The 19,142-nt window shown below is 62.4% G+C and carries 20 protein-coding genes; 10 read left to right on the top strand and 10 right to left on the bottom strand.

Annotated elements, in window-relative coordinates; genetic code table 11:
• The first annotated feature begins 162 nt into the window (after nucleotides 1-162).
• Complete coding sequence (locus tag P5704_004785; protein ID WOF79816.1) at nucleotides 163-600, top strand: hypothetical protein; 438 nt, start codon at nucleotides 163-165, stop codon at nucleotides 598-600.
• A 45-nt stretch (nucleotides 601-645) separates the two neighbouring features.
• On the opposite strand, the gene P5704_004780 is transcribed toward P5704_004785, so the two are convergent.
• Nucleotides 646-1,434, bottom strand: coding sequence for an ion transporter (locus P5704_004780; protein ID WOF79815.1), 789 nt, complete (start codon nucleotides 1,432-1,434; stop codon nucleotides 646-648).
• A gap of 88 nt (nucleotides 1,435-1,522) precedes the next feature.
• Here P5704_004780 and P5704_004775 point away from each other — a divergent pair, with 88 nt between their 5' ends.
• Entirely contained in the window at nucleotides 1,523-2,272 is a 750-nt protein-coding gene (locus P5704_004775; protein WOF79814.1) for a DUF72 domain-containing protein, read from the top strand.
• Here P5704_004775 and P5704_004770 read toward each other — a convergent pair.
• The 4 genes from P5704_004770 to P5704_004755 form a co-directional block, all read right to left on the bottom strand.
• Entirely contained in the window at nucleotides 2,269-2,862 is a 594-nt protein-coding gene (locus P5704_004770) for a hypothetical protein (protein ID WOF79813.1), read from the bottom strand. The two genes, P5704_004775 and P5704_004770, sit on opposite strands and share 4 nt — an antisense overlap.
• 173 nt (nucleotides 2,863-3,035) lie before the next feature.
• Entirely contained in the window at nucleotides 3,036-3,899 is an 864-nt protein-coding gene (locus P5704_004765) for an SDR family oxidoreductase (protein WOF79812.1), read from the bottom strand.
• Between the two features lie 212 nt (nucleotides 3,900-4,111).
• Complete coding sequence (locus P5704_004760) at nucleotides 4,112-4,846, bottom strand: hypothetical protein (protein ID WOF79811.1); 735 nt, start codon at nucleotides 4,844-4,846, stop codon at nucleotides 4,112-4,114.
• A gap of 26 nt (nucleotides 4,847-4,872) precedes the next feature.
• Complete coding sequence (locus P5704_004755; GenBank protein WOF79810.1) at nucleotides 4,873-6,870, bottom strand: U32 family peptidase; 1,998 nt, start codon at nucleotides 6,868-6,870, stop codon at nucleotides 4,873-4,875.
• 325 nt (nucleotides 6,871-7,195) lie between these two features.
• On the opposite strand from P5704_004755, the gene P5704_004750 reads away from it, so the two are divergent.
• On the top strand, nucleotides 7,196-9,316 hold the full coding sequence (locus P5704_004750) for a TonB-dependent siderophore receptor (protein WOF79809.1): 2,121 nt from the start codon (nucleotides 7,196-7,198) through the stop codon (nucleotides 9,314-9,316).
• Between the two features lie 205 nt (nucleotides 9,317-9,521).
• On the opposite strand, the gene P5704_004745 is transcribed toward P5704_004750, so the two are convergent.
• Nucleotides 9,522-9,923 carry a hypothetical protein gene (locus tag P5704_004745; GenBank protein WOF79808.1) on the bottom strand — a complete coding sequence of 134 codons (402 nt, stop codon included), beginning with the start codon at nucleotides 9,921-9,923 and terminating at the stop codon, nucleotides 9,522-9,524.
• A 153-nt stretch (nucleotides 9,924-10,076) separates the two neighbouring features.
• Between P5704_004745 and P5704_004740 the strand changes: the two genes are divergently transcribed.
• Nucleotides 10,077-10,910 carry a CAP domain-containing protein gene (locus P5704_004740; protein WOF79807.1) on the top strand — a complete coding sequence of 278 codons (834 nt, stop codon included), beginning with the start codon at nucleotides 10,077-10,079 and terminating at the stop codon, nucleotides 10,908-10,910.
• 1 nt (nucleotide 10,911) lies between these two features.
• On the opposite strand, the gene P5704_004735 is transcribed toward P5704_004740, so the two are convergent.
• Nucleotides 10,912-11,376, bottom strand: a complete 465-nt coding sequence (locus P5704_004735) for a hypothetical protein (GenBank protein WOF79806.1) — start codon at nucleotides 11,374-11,376, stop codon at nucleotides 10,912-10,914.
• A 319-nt stretch (nucleotides 11,377-11,695) separates the two neighbouring features.
• Here P5704_004735 and P5704_004730 point away from each other — a divergent pair, with 319 nt between their 5' ends.
• Both P5704_004730 and P5704_004725 read left to right on the top strand, forming a co-directional pair.
• Nucleotides 11,696-12,121 (top strand): transcriptional regulator, encoded by a 426-nt coding sequence (locus tag P5704_004730; protein WOF79805.1) that lies wholly within the window; start codon nucleotides 11,696-11,698, stop codon nucleotides 12,119-12,121.
• 75 nt (nucleotides 12,122-12,196) lie between these two features.
• Nucleotides 12,197-14,155 carry an alkaline phosphatase D family protein gene (locus P5704_004725; protein ID WOF79804.1) on the top strand — a complete coding sequence of 653 codons (1,959 nt, stop codon included), beginning with the start codon at nucleotides 12,197-12,199 and terminating at the stop codon, nucleotides 14,153-14,155.
• 17 nt (nucleotides 14,156-14,172) lie between these two features.
• Here the strand turns inward: P5704_004725 and P5704_004720 are convergent, their stop codons facing one another.
• Nucleotides 14,173-14,820, bottom strand: a complete 648-nt coding sequence (locus P5704_004720) for a cation diffusion facilitator family transporter (protein WOF79803.1) — start codon at nucleotides 14,818-14,820, stop codon at nucleotides 14,173-14,175.
• Between the two features lie 62 nt (nucleotides 14,821-14,882).
• Here P5704_004720 and P5704_004715 point away from each other — a divergent pair, with 62 nt between their 5' ends.
• Entirely contained in the window at nucleotides 14,883-15,284 is a 402-nt protein-coding gene (locus tag P5704_004715) for a helix-turn-helix domain-containing protein (protein ID WOF79802.1), read from the top strand.
• 339 nt (nucleotides 15,285-15,623) lie between these two features.
• The gene (locus tag P5704_004710; GenBank protein WOF79801.1) at nucleotides 15,624-15,746 is read left to right on the top strand and encodes a hypothetical protein; all 123 of its coding nucleotides are present in this window, start codon (nucleotides 15,624-15,626) and stop codon (nucleotides 15,744-15,746) included.
• Between the two features lie 69 nt (nucleotides 15,747-15,815).
• On the opposite strand, the gene P5704_004705 is transcribed toward P5704_004710, so the two are convergent.
• On the bottom strand, nucleotides 15,816-16,907 hold the full coding sequence (locus tag P5704_004705) for an SMP-30/gluconolactonase/LRE family protein (GenBank protein WOF79800.1): 1,092 nt from the start codon (nucleotides 16,905-16,907) through the stop codon (nucleotides 15,816-15,818).
• 316 nt (nucleotides 16,908-17,223) lie between these two features.
• Between P5704_004705 and P5704_004700 the strand changes: the two genes are divergently transcribed.
• Nucleotides 17,224-17,472, top strand: a complete 249-nt coding sequence (locus tag P5704_004700) for a zinc ribbon domain-containing protein (GenBank protein WOF79799.1) — start codon at nucleotides 17,224-17,226, stop codon at nucleotides 17,470-17,472.
• 81 nt (nucleotides 17,473-17,553) lie between these two features.
• Here the strand turns inward: P5704_004700 and P5704_004695 are convergent, their stop codons facing one another.
• The gene (locus tag P5704_004695; GenBank protein WOF79798.1) at nucleotides 17,554-17,976 is read right to left on the bottom strand and encodes a DUF2141 domain-containing protein; all 423 of its coding nucleotides are present in this window, start codon (nucleotides 17,974-17,976) and stop codon (nucleotides 17,554-17,556) included.
• A 343-nt stretch (nucleotides 17,977-18,319) separates the two neighbouring features.
• On the opposite strand from P5704_004695, the gene P5704_004690 reads away from it, so the two are divergent.
• Entirely contained in the window at nucleotides 18,320-19,063 is a 744-nt protein-coding gene (locus P5704_004690) for a class I SAM-dependent methyltransferase (GenBank protein WOF81170.1), read from the top strand.
• The last annotated feature ends 79 nt before the right edge of the window (nucleotides 19,064-19,142 follow it).

The raw sequence follows: 19,142 nt of genomic DNA, 5'->3' as shown, positions 1-19,142 counted from the left end.
TGTCGGCCTGACGGCAATCAAGAAAACAAACCACCTGTAAGGGTGGCGGTTGGCCATTATTTGTCGATGCCCTATAGTGCGCGCCGCAATGGATGGCAAACCGCCCGGTCGAGCCGGCTGGATGAGAGCTATCGATTTCTGATGGACAACAGGGAATTACAGATGAACGCCAAACACATTCTTGCCGTAGCCGTTACTGCCACACTGCTTTCGGCCTGCACCGCCACCACTTCGCTGCGCGCCACTGATCCGGACCTGGCAATCAAGATCAACCAGGATGCGCCGCTGGTGCTGAAGAACCCCGTCAGCAAGACCTACAAGGCCACCAGCTTCGGCCAGTACCGCTTCCGTGCCGAGAAGCCCGGCATGGAGCCGATGTATGGCCTGATTCCATTGAAATTCAACAGCGGCTACCTGGTTGCCGACATCCTCTTCTTCGCACCCGCGGCGTTCTACAACCTGCGCGAGGTCTACCCGTTCTACGAGTTCGACGTAGAGAAGAACGAGGTCCGCTACAAGAAGAACGAGGGTGATCAGTGGACCGTGTACAAGCCGACTCCCGCGGAAGTAGCCCGGGCCCAGGCATACTTCGCCAACTAATCGCACCCGGTAGCCCTTGCATCTGATGACGCAAGGGCTCCGAACTCAAATCCCTCGCTCCACCGCATCGCCATCGTTGCGGCGATCGCCCCCCAGTTGCAGTTTCAGGCTGCGCACCTCTTCAGTCAGGCATTCCACCTGTACCAGCAGCCGCTGCAGGGTTTCGCGGTCGGCCAGCTGGTCGCGGTTGTCTTCCTCGTTGCGGTCGGCGACGAACAGCGAACCGATGTAGGCCGCGAAGCTGCCGAACAGACCGACCCCGGACACCATCAGCAGCACCGCGACGATGCGGCCCAGGGTGGTGACCGGATAGAAGTCGCCGTAGCCCACCGTGGTCACGGTGACGAACGCCCACCACAGCGCCTCTTCCGGCGTATTGATCGAGCTCTCGGGATTCGGCGCTTCCACTAGCAGCATGGTCAATGCGCCGAACGCCACCAGCAGCATGGTCGCCGTGGCGGCGGAGGCGACGATGCCTTCGGCGCGGTTGCGGAACAGGATGCGCCAGATCAGCCGCAGCGACTTGATCGCCCGCAGCACCCGCAGAATCTGGAAGGCACGGAACAGCTTGGCGGCCTGCAACCCGCCCGCCGGCACGCTGGCCAGCAGATCGATCCAGCCCCAGCGCATGAAGCGCAGCTTGTCTTCGGCCTGTTGCAGGCGCATCCAGAAATCGATGAAGAAAAAGAAGCACACGATGTTGTCCAGATACCCGAGCAGTGCCGATACGTCGTCGGGCAGGTCGAACACCAGATCGGCCACCAGCGCACCGATCACGTAGACCGACAGCAACAGGATGAAGATCTGAAAGGGTGTGATGGCGCGCTGCTTCATGAGTCAACCGGGTTTCGTGGGGCAGGTGGGGCGCAAGTTTAAAGCACTCCGGGGTAACCGGGCCGGAGCGATGGCGGGAGTGTTGGGTATGACAGCGCAAGAGATGTTTCGCATCGGCTGTGCCGGCTGGAGCCTGCCGCGCGAGGCGTGGCAGGCATTCGCTGAGCAAGGCACGCACCTGCAGCGCTACAGCGGCGGGCTATCGGCGGTAGAGATCAACAGCTCGTTCTATCGACCACATCGCCCGGCCACCTATCGCAAATGGGCGGCGAGCGTGCCGGAGGGCTTTCGCTTCTGCGTAAAGATGCCCAGGCAGATCAGTCATGAACTGCGCTTGCGCGAGTGCGACGAGGCACTAGGGCGCTTCCTCGGTGACGTGACCGGGCTGGCTGAAAAGCTCGGTTGCCTGTTGTTGCAATTACCGCCATCGCTGGCCTTCGATCGGTCAGTGGCGGGGGACTTCTTCACCGCCATGCGCGCGCGCTACGAAGGTGCACTGGTACTCGAACCGCGGCATGCCAGCTGGCTGGACGCCGGTGAGCTGCTAGAGCGTTGGTATATCGCACGGGTGGCGGCAGATCCTTCGCCGATTGCAGGAGCAGAGCAGCCGGGCGGCTGGTCGGGAATGCGCTACTACCGACTGCACGGTTCGCCACGCATCTATCATTCTGCCTACTCGCCCGAGTGGCTGGCGCGCCTGGCAGATGAACTGCGGACTTGTGCTCGGTCCGGCGTGCCGTGCTGGTGCATCTTCGACAATACCGCCAGCGGCGCTGCGGTGAGCGATGCGCTGGCACTGCAGGCGCTGCTGGCAGACGACACCGCCTGGACGTCCTAGCGCGGGATGATGCGTACGCGACCCGCGGTATTGTCGCGCCGGGCAGCCTTTTCATTTTCCGCGCGGCCGGGAATCGAGCCGAAATCCGCACCGCGATCCGGTGTCGCGCTGCCGTCCAGTTCGCGCTCATCGACGCTGATGGAGGTGGCGTCTGGGTAGCCGGTGGTTAGCGTCTCGGTGCTGGCGGTGACCGGCGTGGCGCCGTCGCCCCAGGTTGCGCTGCGCTCGTCGATATCGATGGCGCCGTTGCGCACCATGACATGCTCGACCGCCGATACCCGGCTGTCGTCTTCCAGCGTTACGGTGACGATGGTCGATCCGCGGCGGGCCGCTTCGGGGTAGCGACCGGCATGCTGGCTCGATTCGTCGCCGAAAACCTTGTGAAAGAAGCTGCCGATCTTGTCGGCCACCGTTGCGTCTTTATCCGGCTCTTCGCCGATCACTTCCACGCGGCTGCTGTCGACGGCATCGCTGTTGATGGATGCCGATATCTGGATGTCGTCGCTGGACACCCCCTCGCTCACGAGTTCGGCTTTGACTCGCTCTGCTTCGGCATAGCGGTCGAAAGCGGCAATAAGAATCTGGGTCATGACTTCACCTTTCATATGCAGCGTGACTGCGCTGGCGTGCATCTGGACCGATAGTGGTCGACGCATGGGTACTGATCGTTGGGCGCGGCGAGCCGCACGATGGTTCCGTGCCGACTCATTACCCGATGCGTCGTCTGGAGTCGCGCCGGCCTGGCGCGGCATTCTGCCGCCAGCTAGCCATTCACCACCTTGCCGCCATTGATATGGATGGTCTGGCCACTGACATAGGACGAGTCCTCACAGGCCAGATAGACATAAGCCGGACCCAGCTCGGACGGCTGTCCGCAGCGGCCCATGGGCATCTGGCTGCCGAAGTCTTCGAGCATCTGCGGGTCGTGCTTGCCGAGCGACGGCGGTTGTAGCGGTGTCCAGATCGGGCCTGGCGCGACCTGGTTGACGCGGATCTCGCGCTCGATCAGCTGCTGCGAAAGCGCCCGGGTAAAACCATCGATCGCGCCTTTGGTCGAGGTGTAGTCGACCAGCAGCGGGTGGCCGATAAAGGAATTGATCGAGGTGGTGTTGATGATCGAGGCGCCGGCCTGCAGATGGGGCAGGGCGGCGCGGGTGAGATAGAAGTAGCCGTGAATGTTGGTGGCGAAGGTCTTCTCCCACTGTTCGTCGCTGATGTCCTCGAGGCGGGTCTGGACCTCCTGGCGGCCGGCATTGTTGACCAGCACGTCCAGCCGGCCGAAGGCCTTCACGGTTCGCTCGACGGCATCGTTGCAGTGGCTGCTGTCGCGGATATCGCCAGCGATCAACAAGCAGTGCTGGCCTTCGGCTTCCACCATGCGTTTGGCGTTTTCGGCGTCCTCGTGTTCGTCGAGATACATGATGGCAACGTCCGCGCCTTCACGGGCGAAATGCACCGCTGCCGCGCGACCGATGCCGCTGTCGCCGCCACTGATCAGCGCCACCTTGCCGGCCAGCTTGCCACTGCCCTTGTAGCTGTCGCGGATAAACTCGGCCTGCGGGTGCATTTCGGTTTCGCGACCGGGCAGGCGGTCCTGCTGCTGAGCGGGAATCTTCGGGTAAGCCATACGTACTCCAGACCTGAAATGGGCTCTGTAGGTACGGCTGGCGCTCGCCTGGAAAGTTTCGCCGGGATGCCGAACGGAAGTCAGGCAGTGGCAGAGGGCAGTGACGGGCTATCGATAGCACTGTCTGCCTTAGCGGCGCACGGCCTTCCTGCCGTCGGCGTGATCGCCTTGCTGGTCTGCTCGGCTCGCTGCTGTTCGGTGCAACGGCGCTATCAGATGGTCTTCCTGATTGCGGTGATCTCGCTCGTGGCGTTCTGTCTGCTGCTGTTGCTGCCGGTCCCGCGCGCGACATCCAATGCCGCCCGCTCCAGGCAGCGGCCGATTACCCGGTCACGATGTTGATTGCTGCGGATGCCATCCAACAGCGCTAGAACCACGTATGTGAGCATGGCTAACGCCAGCACGAATACGCTGCCTTTTCCGGCGATCCAGGTATCGGTCAGCTTGATGACGTCCGTCGACAGGCTGACGATCGCCGAAACCAGCATGACGATGACAAGATTCTGGGAGACCCAGCGTTCCTGAGGGGGAGGGCCGGCGATCTCGGCGATGCGTGCCAACTCCTGAATATCCGCTGCGTCGAGCCCGCGCTTTAGCAGGGCATTGCGGAACAGTGCATAGCGCAGCAGTTCTTCGCGGCGTAGAAAACCGTAGCGATTCAGCGTTTCACGGGCATAGATATCCCGGTAGTACCACGCGCAATAGCGCTCTCGAGCCAGCAGCATGCCAAACAGAGCGAGCAGTGCGCCGGCCATGGCAGCCAGTCCCTGCAAAGGTGACTGGCTATTGAACCAGGTCCCAACCAGCAATATGCCGACAGCGATCGTCAGCGCCCAGGAGGGCCAGACCATGCGCAGCCCGCCGTGCGTGAAGCTCGCCTTGAACACACCGGGTTGGCATTGTCGATAGAGCGAGCGGATCTCCGCCCATGTCGCAAGCACAGTCACGGCAGTGCCTCTTCCGGATGTGGATGTCAGGCGTGCGGCTTGCGGATGGTCTTCATCAGATCGTCCGGTGTGATGTGCCCGACCACACTGCTGGCACTGCCCGGCAGTGGCAGATCGAGGATATGGCCCTTCATTTTGCCCACCACATGCATCTCGCAGGGCTTGCAGTCGAACTTCAGGGTCAGCACTTCGTCGCCGTGCACCAGCTGCATCGGCGCGACCTTGGTGCGCACGCCGGTGACGCCCTTGGCCTGCTTCGGGCAGAGGTTGAAGGAGAAGCGCAGGCAGTGCTTGGTGATCATCACCGGCACTTCGCCGGGCTCCTCGTGGGCCTCGTAGGCCGCGTCGATCAGCTGCACGCCGTAACGGTGATAGAAGGCGCGGGCCTTCTCGTTGTAGACGTTGTAGAGGAACGACAGGTGCGACTCCGGATAAACCGGCGGCGGTACGCTGACCGGTTTGCGCCCGCCGCGCGGGCGGATCGCTTCGCGGGCCTCGGTCAGTGCCTCGACGGCTTCGCGGCGCAGCGCCTTGAGTTGCGAATTGGGAATGAAGAAGGCCTGCGGCGCATCCACCTCGATTTCTTCGGCGTGGTAGATGGTGGTGCCCAGCTGGCTCAGCAGGTCGGCGATCTGGCCGGGCACCTGCTCGGGCTTTTTCGCTTCGCCGAACGGGCCGGGTAGGGAGGCCGTGGCATAGGCGCCTTCCTCGCTGGTGACGTGCAGTTCCAGTTCATCGGCGCGCAATTTTGCCAGCCAACGTACGCCGATGCGGCGCTCGGCGGAGGGCTTGAGCAGCGCGTTCTGCCAGTTGTGGTCCAGGTTGCGATTGAGCGGATGGTTCGGGCGTACCTGGCGTATCGCGGCAGGCATTTCGTTGGGTTCGACGCGGTACTCGTAGCGCGACTGACCGTCTTCCTCGAATTGCTTGAGCGGCTCGACCACGCTGGCGCGGAAGCCCACCACCTCGCGCTTGATCAGCACGTTGAGGCCGTCACCGTTGGACAGCGGCTCGCGAGTCTGCACGGTCAGATCATGCTTGCCGACCTTGAGCACTTCACCCACGGCGAGGCCGGTGAAGGTCGGCGAATCGAAGGCACCGATGTCGATCTTGCGGTCGGTGACGAAGTAGTCGGTGCTGCCGCGGTGGAAGGTCTTGTCCGGGTCCGGCACGAAGAAATGATCGGTGCGGCCGCTGGAGGCGCGGGCCAGGTCAGGGCGTTCGGCGAGGATGCCGTCGAGGCGCTGGCGGTAATAAGCGGTGATGTTCTTCACGTAGCTCACATCCTTGTAGCGCCCCTCGATCTTGAACGAACGCACGCCGGCATCGACCAGCGCGCTCAGGTTGGCGCTCTGGTTGTTGTCCTTCATCGACAGCAGGTGCTTCTCGAAGGCCACCACGCGGCCCTGGTCGTCCTTCAGCGTGTAGGGCAGGCGGCAGGCCTGGGAGCAGTCGCCGCGGTTGGCGCTGCGCCCGGTCTGCGCGTGGCTGATATTGCACTGCCCGGAAAACGCCACGCACAGCGCGCCGTGGATGAAGAACTCCAGGGTCGAGTCCACTTCGTCGTGAATCGCGCGGATTTCCTGCAGGTTCAGCTCGCGGGCGAGGACCAGCTGCGAGAAGCCGGCCTTGTCGAGAAACTTGGCCCGTTCCAGCGTGCGGATATCGGTCTGGGTGCTGGCGTGGATCTCGATGGGCGGAATATCCAGCTCCATGATGCCCATGTCCTGCACGATCAACGCATCGACGCCGATCTCGTACAGCTGGTGGATCAGCGTGCGCGCGGCTTCCAGCTCGTCGTCATGCAGGATGGTGTTGATGGTGACGAACACCCGCGCATGGAACAGGTGGGCGAATTTCACCAGCTCGGCAATGTCCGCCACGCTGTTCTCGGCGTTGTGCCGCGCACCGAAACTCGGGCCGCCGATATACACCGCGTCGGCGCCATGCAGGATGGCTTCACGGGCAATGCTGGCATCCCGGGCGGGGGCGAGCAGTTCGAGATGGTGCTTGGGAAGGGACATGGCGCGGACCGGCTGTATTTCGAGGTCGTGCATTGTAAAGGCTTGAGGCCCGTTTGGGGTTGGCCGCCGGGCGACTTACGCGGCTGCCGACAACGCCCGGAGGCAGATGCCCCAGAGCAGAGCGTGCTCTTCATTCCGATGCCGCCTTTATATGCCGTATGCCCAGTCAGCCAGGGCCGAGCAAATTTGCTGCTCTTTCGATAAATGATTAATTATCTCATTCGCGATTGATTATTATCCATTGCCCGCGAATCTATGTGATCTGGCGTAACAAGAAGTCATGGGGCGCGCGGATGCCATCACTCAAATACAGAGGACATCGAATATGACGTGTATCAAAGTCGGGCTCGGTGAGGCTCGGACGCCTTGGCGCCGGGTCACAGCCGCTTTCCTGTGTTGTGCACCGCTTGCAGCTGCGCCCTTGAGTTCAAGCGCCCAGGAGGCAACCAGCGCCGATGACAAGGAGCCGTTTCGCCTCGCGCCCATCATCGTCAATGCCAATGCATCCGCTGGTGACGATGCCAGCACGGTCGTTGCTCAAGAGCTTTGGGTGGGTGGCAAGGTGCCTACCAGCATCCTCAACACACCCGCTTCGGTTTCCGTGGTGACGCAGAAGGAAATCGAGCAGCGCAGCGCCAGTACCACTGAGGAAGTTCTGCAATACACCCCAGGGGTCATCACGGACTACTACGGCACTGACGATCGCAATGATTACTTCAAGATCCGCGGCTTCCAGGCGACCACTTACCGTGACGGCTTGACCTTGGGGTCGATGCGTGGCGTCCGCGAAGAGCCCTTCGCCTATGAGCGCGTCGAAATCCTCCGTGGTGCCAACTCCACCCTGTTTGGCCCGGCAGACCCGGGTGGCTCGGTGAACTTCGTCACCAAGCAGCCGCGCTTCGAGAAGTTCGGTCAGGGTTATGTGACCTACGGTTCCTTTGACCACGTGGAAACCGGAATCGATGTCGGGGACTCGTTGAACGAGGAACAGACGCTGGCCTATCGCTTCACCGGCAAGTTCCAGAACAGTGATCGCGAGTACGATCACTCAGAGGATGACAATAAATTCGTGATGGGGGGACTGAGCTGGGCACCGACGGCATTTACCTCGGCGACAGTGATTCTCGACTACCTCAATACAACCAGCACGCCCAACAGCGGCGGGTATCCGAAAGATAAGGAATATGACCGCAGTAAATTCTATGGCGAGCCCGACTACAACTTTCATGATGTTGAGCGCACCAGTCTAAGCGGCAACTTTACCCATGATTTCGACAATGGCTTCGTGCTGCGCAGCAATCTGCGTTACAGCGAGCTGACTGATGATTTTGGCTACGTTTACCTGAATGGCACTGGTGCTGGAACGTTACGCAATCGTGATGCTTTTGGTACCGATACCGAAGCTGATCAGCTCAATGGCAACCTGATGCTTCAGTACGATGCACGATTTGAAAACATAGATAGCAGCACTATGGTAGGGGTCGAGTATCGCGATGCTTCGTCCGAGGATAGTTCCGTGTATCAGGGGGTTTCTCCCATTGACGTCGCCAATCCAGCGTACAGCGGTGCCCCGGTTGGGCTGGTCCCATATAGCCGTAACAAACAGGACTACACTACCAAGTCAGTTTTCGTGCAGCAGAATTTGTCATTCTTCGAGCGCTTCATCGTTACCGGTGGTTTCCGCAACGACTCGCTGGATCTTTCCAGCACTGACATCACCAACGTCAAAGCGTCGGATAGTTTTTCAGAGAATTCTGTCCGCGGTGCATTGACCTACATAGTCAATGACGAAGTTTCCACCTATGTCAGCATGGTGGAGTCTGTCGCGCCCCCAAGCATTGGCGTTACCCCTGAGCGCGGCAAACAGTATGAGGTAGGAGTTAAGTATTCACCCACGGGTATGAATGCACTATTTTCTGCCGCCATCTACGATCTGACTCAAGAAGACATCACCATTGCTGTCGTACAGCCAAATGGCACCATCGAACGAGAAACCATTGGCGAGTCGCGAGTGCGGGGTCTCGATCTGGAGGCCAAGGCTGAACTGACTGACAACCTGAGCCTGATTGGCGGCTACTCCTACATGGAGTCGGAGGTGCTCCGTGGAACGTTGCGCAGTGGCGCTTCGCTCGAAGGCAATGAGTTCGAAGCAGCGCCAAAGCACTCAGCATCACTGTGGAGCTACTACAACCTGCCAGGCACGACAATGAGCGTCGGTCTGGGCGCGCGTTACACGGGTGCGTACTACTTCAATCCCGACAACAGCGCTAAAAGCGACGCCACTACCCTGTTTGATGCCGCTTTCAACTACCAGATCCTCAAAGACACCGATCTAGCCATCAATGTCAGCAACCTTCTGGACGAGCAGCACGTAGTCGGCTCTGGCACGGCGGATTACTACAACCCAGGCCGCGAGATCACAGCGAAGGTCAGCTATAACTGGTAAGCGAAGAAGTCCTGTCTGGCGGCACCGATTTCGGCCAGTCAGGGCTTTGGGGGGCCACCGCTGGCTGCTATCTGGTGCGCCGCAAGGTCGTCTCGACCACAACTTAAGGGGATGCTGCTGTCAGCCGACAGCAGCACGGTCGCACTGTCGGCAGGCATGTGCAGGTGGTAGCGCAGTTCGACAGCGAATGTTGCGCCCCCCTGCGTCAAAGCCCACCCAGCAAATCATGCGCATCGAGCAGGCGCCAGGCGATTTCCGGGTGTTGCTCCAGTCCGCGGCGTACGGCGGCGGCGATGGCGGGGCGGGTCTTGCGGCAGAGGCCGGGCTGTTCGGCGAATTCGATGGCGATGCCGCGCATGCTGCGCACCTCGTTGCGGCCGGGGGCGACGGTCATGCGGATGCCGAGCTGGTCGAGCATTCGTTGCTGCACGCGCTCGAGATCGGCCAGGCTCTGCACGTTTTCCAGACGTTCGAGCAGGCGGCGTTCCTCGTGGCGGGTCAGCATGAGAATGCGCACGTCGGCACCGGCTGTTTCCAGCAATTCGTCGCGCCGGCAGGTGCAGGTGCCGGGTGGGCAGGATGGGCGAAGCGGCGGCAGGTTGTTCATGGCTTTCGATCATAGCCAAGCCTGCGCAATGCGCACAGCCAGTGGCGTTGTGCCTGCGCGGTGATGACAAGCGTGGCAGCGTCGCGCACCATGGCGCTTCATTTCTGCGCCGGGTGCGCCTCGTTCCGTCAGGGATTTAGCTGGAGAACTGTCATGCGTGTTCTGTCATCCGTCCTGCTGATCGCAACCTTGTGCGTCGCTGGCGCTGCTGTGGCCGAGGAGGCCCGCCTGGTCGAGGCGATCAATGCCTACCGTGGCGAAGTGCAGCGCTGCGGCGACAAGGCCAGCGAAGAGCTGCCGCCGCTCACCGCCGACTCGCGTCTGAACCTGCCGGTCGATGGTGCGGGCGATTTGCAGCAGGCACTGTCCCGCGCGGGCTATCCGATGGTGACCGTGCAGGCGATCACGCTGTCCGGCCCGCGGGATGCCCAGGCGGCGATGCAGGCGCTACGCGAGAGTTTCTGCCGGGTGATCCTCGATCCGCAGTTCGCCGACATCGGTGTGAGCCGCAACGGCCGTGACTGGCGCATCGTGGTGGCGCGGCCGTTGCTCGATGGTCGTCTGGGTGACTGGCAGGCCGAAGGGCAGAAGCTGCTGGAGCAGATCAACGCCGCCCGTGCTACCGCCCGCAGTTGTGGCAAGCAGGACTTCGCTGCAGCCGGGCCGCTCAGCTGGAACGAGACGCTGGGCAGCACCGCCGAAGCCCACAGCCGGGCCATGGCCAATGGCAACTTCTTCAGTCATCTGAGCGAAGACGGCCGCACGCCAGGCGATCGCGCCGAGCTGGCCGGCTACGCTGGCGGGCAGGTCGGCGAAAATATCGCCGCGGCGCTGCCGACCGCCCGCAAGGTGCTGGACGGCTGGCTGGCCAGCCCCGGCCATTGCGCGAACCTGATGAATCCGCAGTTCAGCGAGCTTGGCGCGGCCTACGCGGTCGACCCGCAGAGCGATGCGGCGATTTACTGGACGGCCCTGTTCGGCGGCTGATTCAGCGGAAGGTGCCGCGCAATTCGCCGAGCGCCTTCTGCAGGTCTTGGTCCAAGCTGCCTAGCAATTGCATCGCGCCGTTGAGGGCTATCCAGCTCTCGCCTTGCCACTTCAGTACCCGTAGATGCTGCCCGCCGACGCTGGCCCGCCGAACCTGGGGAAGCGAGCGCTTGCTGAAGTGCGGCAGCAACCAGTGGCTGAGCCAGTGCGCGAGGCGTTCGGCCAGAGGCAGCTGGCTGTGAAAGACCAGGCGATGGGCGTTGCGTATGTCGATCCAGATCGTCGGGCGCGGCTGGTTGCCGAATACGAAGCCTTCGATACGACAATGGGCATGCAGCGCGCCGAGATCGTCGGGGTAGCCGAGCAATTGCGCCAACGGCGGGCCGTCCAGCAGCAGGACGCCATCCGGCCGGTGCAGTACGGAAAGATCGTGGCTCTCGAACGTTACTTGGTGAAGGGTCGGCATTCCTTTTTCTCCGGGGCTGTCGACAATGCCTTGCGTCGCGCTCGCATGAAGTAACGCCGACAGGCGCAGTGAGGTGTCGAACCCGCTTGGATGCTGGGCGCGGCCTCTGTTTCTGGCCGGGAGCGGTGCTGTGCGTCGTACGGGCATGCGACGCTCGCGGAACGCTGTGGGTGGAGGCCAATCAGACCAGTGCGATCGGACCACCTTGCCGACGTTCCTTACCCTCCCCGTTATCACGAGCAAATGAAAGCATGAATTCAATTACAAACACAATCGAATGTTCAGTCAGGCGAGGGGCCGGAACTTAACGTCCGCCTCCATGAATGAAAAATTGGAATTCGCCGAACGCCTGCGCAGCGCCATGCTCGCCGCCGGCTACCCTGATCGCCCTGCCGTCCTGGAACGGGAGTTCAATTCCCGTTACTGGGGACGATCCGTTACCTTCCAGGCGGTCTCGCGCTGGCTGAGTGGAAAGTCCATCCCCTCGCAGGACAAACTCCAGGTCATCGCCCAGTGGCTGAGGATAGAACCCCAGGCCCTGCGCTTCGGTGAGCGCGCGGTATCGGCGATCCGCGAGCAGCGGGCGCAGTGGGAGGACCCCAGCTTCTACCGCGAGCGCGAAGCCATAGATGCCTTCTTGGCATTGCCGGCCGAGCAGCGCAAGGTTGTCCGCGATGTGATCAAGGCCTTCACCAAGGCAGGCGAGGCCGCCACGACCCTCAAGGACGATAAGAAGATGCGTTGATGCGCGCTTGCATTGCGAACGCGAAGGCACGAAAGCATCGGAGTTACGTCGAATGACCTCCGTTTCCCATTGCGAATGCCGTCCTTGATCGAATCCCCTGCTACTACCGCTCCCTTGCCACCGGTCCTCGCCGGCCCGCTACTGCGTCGTGCCGAGTCTGGCCATCTGGTGTTCTGGCTGGTCGGTTCGCGGCCGCTGACGCTGTCGCTACTGCTCGAAAGCCGGGCCCTCCGGTTGCAGCGCCGCATCGAGCTGGATGGGCCAGCCTGCCAACGGTTGCCGGTCGGCCGCGACGCGGTGCTGCACTTGGTCGACATCGTGCTGGACGAGGCGCTGCCGAGCGATTGCCTGATCGACTACGACCTGCGTATCCATGACGGCGCTGCCGAGCAGGGCATCGCCGACTGGGCACCGCATCTGCTCTACGAAGGCGAGACGCGGCCGAGCTTCGTCATCAAGTCGCGGCTCGATCGCGTGTTGCACGGTTCCTGCCGCAAGCCGCACCACGCCGCAGCAGATGGTCTGCTGTGCGTCGACCAGCTGCTGGGTGATGCGCTAAACGACCCGGCCGAGCGCCCGGCCGTGCTGTTGATGACGGGCGATCAGGTATACGCCGATGATGTTGCCGGGCCGATGTTGGTGGCCATCCATGCATTGGTGCGTCGGCTCGGCCTGTTTGGCGAGCGGCTGGAAGGTGCGGTGGTAAACGACAGCGATGAGCTGATGAACCATCCGGCCAGCTATTACCGTCGCGAGCAGCTGTTGCCCGCATTCAAGTCCAACGAGGCGCTGCGCGAGCGCTTCTTCGGCGGCGTTGAAAAGCCGGTGTTCACCACCGCCAATGGGCAGAACCATCTGATCAGCCTGGGCGAGGTCATGGCGATGTACCTGCTCGTCTGGTCGCCGACACCCTGGTCGCTGATCGCGCCGCGGATGCCCGCGCTGGAACCAGCCGAGGCCGAGCGTTACCGCACTGAAGAGGCGTGTCTGCAAGGTTTCATCACGGGATTGCCGGAGGTGGCACGCGCCCTGGCCCACATGCCGTCGCTGATGATCTTCGATGACCACGACATCACCGACGACTGGAATCTCTCCGCGCGCTGGGAAGAGACCGCCTACGGCCATCCGCTGTCGCGGCGCATCATCGGCAACGCGCTGCTCGCCTATCTGCTGTGCCAGGCGTGGGGCAACGATCCGACGCGTTTCGCCGAGTTGCTGCCGCCGCTCCATGAGCTGCTGGCGACTGCGAGCGATGGCTGGCTGGATTGCGCGGCGCAGGATCAGCTGATCGATACGCTGTTCAGGCTCGACGGCTGGGGCTACGAGCTGCCTACCGATCCGCCGTTGGTGGTGCTGGACACGCGTACGCGGCGCTGGCGCAGCGAGCGCAACCTCAGTCGCCCGTCGGGCCTGATGGACTGGGAGGCGCTGAGCGAATTCCAGCAGAACATTCTCGACAAGCCCTCGGTGCTGATCGTCTCGCCGGCACCGATGTTCGGCGTCAAGCTGATCGAGGCGGTGCAGCGGGTGTTCAGCTGGGCCGGCCAGCCGTTGCTGGTCGATGCGGAGAACTGGATGGCTCACCGCGGCGCCGCCCACGTGATGATGAACATCTTCCGTCACACGCGAACGCCGGGAAACTACGTGGTGCTGTCCGGCGACGTGCATTACTCCTTCGTCTACGAGGTACACATCCGTTCCCGCGATAGCGGGCCGTGCGTCTGGCAGATCACCAGCAGCGGCGTGAAGAACGAGTTTCCGCGGCGCCTGCTGGACTGGTTCGATCGCCTCAATCGCTGGCTCTACGCGCCCTGGTCGCCATTGAACTGGCTGACCAAGCGCCGCCGGCTGGAAGTCGTGCCGCGCGTGCCGGACCGCAGCAACGCCGGCGAACGGCTGTGGAACGGCTCGGGTATCGGCCTGCTGGTGCTCGATGAGCAGGGCAGGCCGCGTGAGATCTACCAGTTGAATGCCAATGGCGCGGCGCCAGTGGCTTTTCTCGCCGAGCGCGCTCGCCCTCGCGGCGGGGTGTAGCCGCACGTGCACCGGGATTACGTGCGTCGCTCCATATCGCTGACCGCTATCCGCTCGGATCGCAGCTCTTCCAGGGCATGGCGGGTGATCTGCACCGCCGCGCTGATCGAGAGCAGCGCCATGATCGTCGCCACGATCAGGTCCGGCCAGCCGGCACCGGTGCCGAATACGCCGAGCGCTGCCAACATCACGGCGAGATTGCCCAGCGCGTCGTTGCGGCTGCACAGCCAGACGCTACGCATGTTGCTGTCGCCTTCGCGGTAGGCATAGAGCATGCCGGCGACTGCGATATTGGCCAGCAGCGCGATCACGCCGACGACGCCCATGGTCGAGGCATGCGGCACGCTGCCATCGACGAAATTGCCGATCGCGACCACCAGGATGAGCACGCCGAACAGGCCCATGGTCAGCGCCTTGGCCAGCGACGCCCGCGCCCGCATCACCACGCCCAGGCCCAGCACGAACAGACTGACGCCGTAGTTGGCCGCATCGCCGAAGAAATCCAGCGAGTCGGCCAGCAGCGATACCGAGCCGGAGCGCACGCCCGCGCCGATCTCGACACCGAACATCGCCAGGTTGATCAGCAGCGCAATCCAGAGAATGCGCCGATAACGTCCGCGTGCCGCCGTGGTGGCGCAGCCGCCGCTGCAACAATTTCCCGCCATGACATCGCCTCCAGTTGTCGATGGCGCTACGCTAAACCCTGTAGCCACTACAGGGTCAAGCGATGCCACTCACCATCGGCAAACTCAGCAAGGCCACGGCGGTTAACGTGGAGACCATCCGCTATTACGAGCGCATCGGGCTGCTTGCGGCACCGTCGCGTACCGAATCCGGCTATCGCACCTTCAGCGAGCAGGACGCCGCACGGCTGCGTTTCATCAAGCGTGGGCGGGAGCTGGGGTTTTCCCTCGACGAGATCCGTACCATGGTCGAACTGGCGGACCAGCCGGAGCATGCCTGCACAGATGTCGATCGCCTGGTGCAGACGCATCTGGTCGAAGTGCGCCAGCGCATCGCCGATCTGCAGCGGCTCGAAGCGGAACTGCAGCGCCTGGCAGGTTGTAGCGAATCGTCGGTCCGCGAGTGCCGCATCATCGAAACCCTGACCGGAGCGCGCCGGCCCTAGATCCGCTGTATCGCGACACGCGGTGCGCACGCACCGCACATTGGATGTGCGGTGCTGACGAAACGCCCGGTCTGCCCATTCAAGGATGGCCTGATCCCGCCGGATTACGACGAGTACGGCGATGTGCCGGACTCGGGTGAAAACGATTCAGGCGCGGATTAGAACGACCAACCGAAAGCCGTTCAGCGCCCGCTCGGTCAGGCGCCTGTGCCTGGGATCTACCCGACGTCGCGCAAACGCTGCATCTGCTGGACAATTCGAGCCGCCCAGCCTAAAAAGGCGCGCTGCGCCCTGAGGCGTAGGCGCCATCCGGCAGCAGTGTCCACAAGCAGGTGAATCGTGAGAAAGAAAAAGCCCGTAGACCCCGTCCGCCAGGCCCAAAAGAACCGCGCCCACCGCATCGGCTGGCTGATCGCCCTGGCCGGCATCGTGGTGGGTTTCGCACTGGTGATGGGCAAGTAGGTAAGCTCACCGCGGCCAGGTGGACAAGCGAGGCGCTATCCACCTGCGAAGAGGCGGGCGCGGGTGGTGTCAGGCGAACGTGGCGCCCCTGGTGTTCACGTACAGCGCGTAGATGCCATGGCTGCTGGCCATGAACAGGCGATTGCCCTGCGCACCACCGAAGCACAGATTTGCGCAGCGCTCCGGCAGGTGGATATGCCCGATCGCCTTGCCCGTGGGGTTGAACACGCGCACACCATCCAGGCCTTCAGGGCTCGCCTCCGGTGAGCCGGAACTGCCCCAGCCGCACCACAGGTTGCCGCCCTCGTCGCATTTGATGCCATCCAGCGCGCCATGAGCGGTGGCCTCGATGTGTTTGCTGCGCTCGCCCAGCGTGCCGTCGGCGTTCACCTGGTAAGCCCAGACCAACCGGTTCGGCTTGGCGCGTCCCTCCACCACATAGAGCGTCGTTTCGTCCGGCGAGAAACACAGACCGTTGGGGCCGGCGATGCCCTCGATCACGCGCGTGACTTCCAGTGTCTCGCCGTCTATGCGGTACACGGCATCCGGCAGCTCGGTCTGGATCTTGTGCCCTTCGTAGTAGTTGCCGGCCTGAAACGGCGGGTCGCTGAACCAGATCGAACCATCGCGCTTGACCACCACATCATTCGGCGAGTTGAAGCGCTTGCCCTGGTAATTGTCGGCCAGCACCGTGGTGCTGCCATTGTGCTCGGTGCGTGTGACGCGCCGCCCCAGCTCGTGGGTGGTCGAGCCTTCGCAGACCACCAGGCGGCCTTCGCGATCTCGCGTCAGCCCGTTGGAGAAATTCGCCTGCTCCCGATAAACGCCGAGCGACTCGGTGATCTCGTCCCAACGCATGATTCGGTTGTTGGGAATGTCGCTCAGCAGCAGGTAACGTCCATCGCCGACCCACACAGGACCCTCGGCCCAGCGCAAACCATCGGCGATCTTCTCGACGCTGGCGTTGAACAGGCGCAGCTGCAGAAAGCTTTCGTCCAGCACTTCCAGCGACGGATCGGGATACCGCCTGCTCAGCAGTTCGGCTGACTGGGAAAGGCGGGGCAGGGCGAGGCCGGCGCTCAACAGGGTCGAGTAGGCGAGCGACTGTTTCAGGAACTGGCGGCGGGAATGGCGTGATCGTTGTTGTTCTTGTTCATTCATCGGAAGACCTTCAGGGATGGAAGCAAGCGAAATCCATGATAGTAGAGGTACGATGACTTTCAAGAATTAACGATAATAAATGACCGATTTCAACTGAGTTATCTAAGAATTCTTTTTAAAACAGTTAGATGCCTATTTTGTGGAAATCAATGTTGTCATATGACAAGGGTTGTTTGAGTCAGGTTTATGAGGCCTGCCTGCTCGGCTGCGGGCAGGGGTGGCGCTGCGCAAATCTGTTCGTACAATCGCCAACGCCGCCGGAAGGTTCATCAGACGGCGGGCCGACGACAAGGATCCGACCGAGAGAGGAAGACAGATGCCGACCTATGACTACCGTTGCGAAGCCAATGGCCAGGTTTATGAAGTTCGCCATGCCATGGCGCTACGGCCCAAGACCTGGGGCGAACTGCGCGCGGCCGGCGCGCTGGCCGAAGATGCGGCGATCCCGGACGACGCGCCGGTGACCAAACTGATGACGGCTGCCGGGGTGGTCAGCAGCCGCGTATTGAAGAATCCGGAAGCGCCGGCATGTGCCCGCGGCGGCTGTGCCGGCAATTGCCGCTGAGTTCAGCCGCGGATATGGATGCGGCGTCGCTAGGGTGGAAAACGGCGAAGCCTTTTCCACGCGGTTTCCCGGGTTTTTTCGTTAGTAACGCATCTCCAGGGTGACCCGGGTCGGTTCGCCGGCGGGCACCTCGAATGCGCTGTCCTCGAAGGACGGCGGGCCCATCACCTTGGGATTGTTCGACAGGCCGTAGCCTTCCGTTGGGATCATGCCGAAGCGGCGATCCATCTCGCCGTTGTCGTTCTCGTCATGGTAGGCCAGCACCGCGTAGCGGCCGGGCGGCACGTTCTCGAACACCAGGGTCACGGCCCCCTGCTCGGCCTTGGCCTTCTGCGCGGCGAACGCCTGGTCCTCCTTGCGGAAGCTCTTCGCGCTGGAATATACCGCCACGGCCACCTGGCCTTTATCGTGTTGCAGGCCGTCGAGGGTGACCTGCAGTTCCTCGGCATAGGCCGAGGGGAGCAAGAGTGCGAGGGCAACGCCCAGAATCGGAAGTGCTTTCATGCTGTGCTCTTGAAGTCGAGGAGGCGGAAGTCGCCGGACCCGAACGTGGCCGGCGACGCTTGAGTCGATCGCCGACATCTTCAGCGAACAAGCGAAGCGTTGTCCACGTGCGGCGGGTAGCGCATCCATCGTTCGATCAGAACTGCGGCCCCGGAGCGGACGTCTTCGACCAGCACCACCGCAATCGGCCCGCAGCGGAATGTCCTGATGGACCTACCTGGTATCGGTGACGAAATCCCTGGCGCGGTGTCCGGACATGCCGGCTCACGCGCAATTGCCGGGCGAATCGCAGCCGACCGGGATAATATGCGCGCCCCATCGACCTCTCACACTTCAGGTCATCATGCCCGGCGATGCTCTCTATACCGACTTGTCGGGTTACTACGACCTCATGTGCGCGGATATCGATTACCACGCACAAAGCCACTGTGTTCATCGGTTGCAGCAGCTGTTCGGCAACGGCGGGACGAGGCATCTGGACCTCGCCTGCGGCACGGGCCCACACGTCCGCCATTTCATCGATGCCGGCTATACCAGCGGCGGGCTCGACATCAACCAGCCGATGCTGGATAGAGCAGCCGTACGTTGCCCGGAAGCACAGTTTTCCCTGCAGGACATGTGTGGCTTCGCGGTCGAACAGCCGGCCGATCTGATCACCTGCTTTCTTTACTCCATCCATTACAGCGCAGCGCTTGCCGGGCTCGCGGCGTGCATCGCCAGCGCGCATGCTGCGTTGGCCCCGGGCGGGCTGTTCTGCTTCAACGCCGTGGACAAGCGCCGGATCGACAACGCGTCATTCGTCTCGCACACGGCCAGGCATGCTGACGGCCTGTTCACCTTCAGCTCCGGTTGGCATTACCCGGGGGAAGGAGAGCAGCAACTGCTGAAGCTGCGCATCGGCAAAACCGCCGCGGATCAGAGCCAGGTCTGGCACGACGAGCACGTGATGGTGGCGGTGAGTTTCGCCGAGCTGAGCGAGCTGCTGGCGCCGTACTTCGAAGTGCATGTGCTCGAGCACGACTACGAGAAGATCGTGCCCTGGGACGAGGTTTCGGGAAACGCGATATTCGTCTGTGTGAAGGTTTGAGCGGATCGCGGATAGAGCAGGAGCAGAAAAAGCCCCGCAAGTGCGGGGCTATTGTTTGGCGGCGATTCTTTCCGCAGCG

It is taken from the genome of Pseudomonas sp. FeN3W (genome assembly GCA_030263805.2).
Lineage (GTDB): Bacteria > Pseudomonadota > Gammaproteobacteria > Pseudomonadales > Pseudomonadaceae > Stutzerimonas > Stutzerimonas stutzeri_G.
Note: the sequence above shows the minus strand (reverse complement) of the source record. Positions and strands in the feature narration are given on the sequence as shown.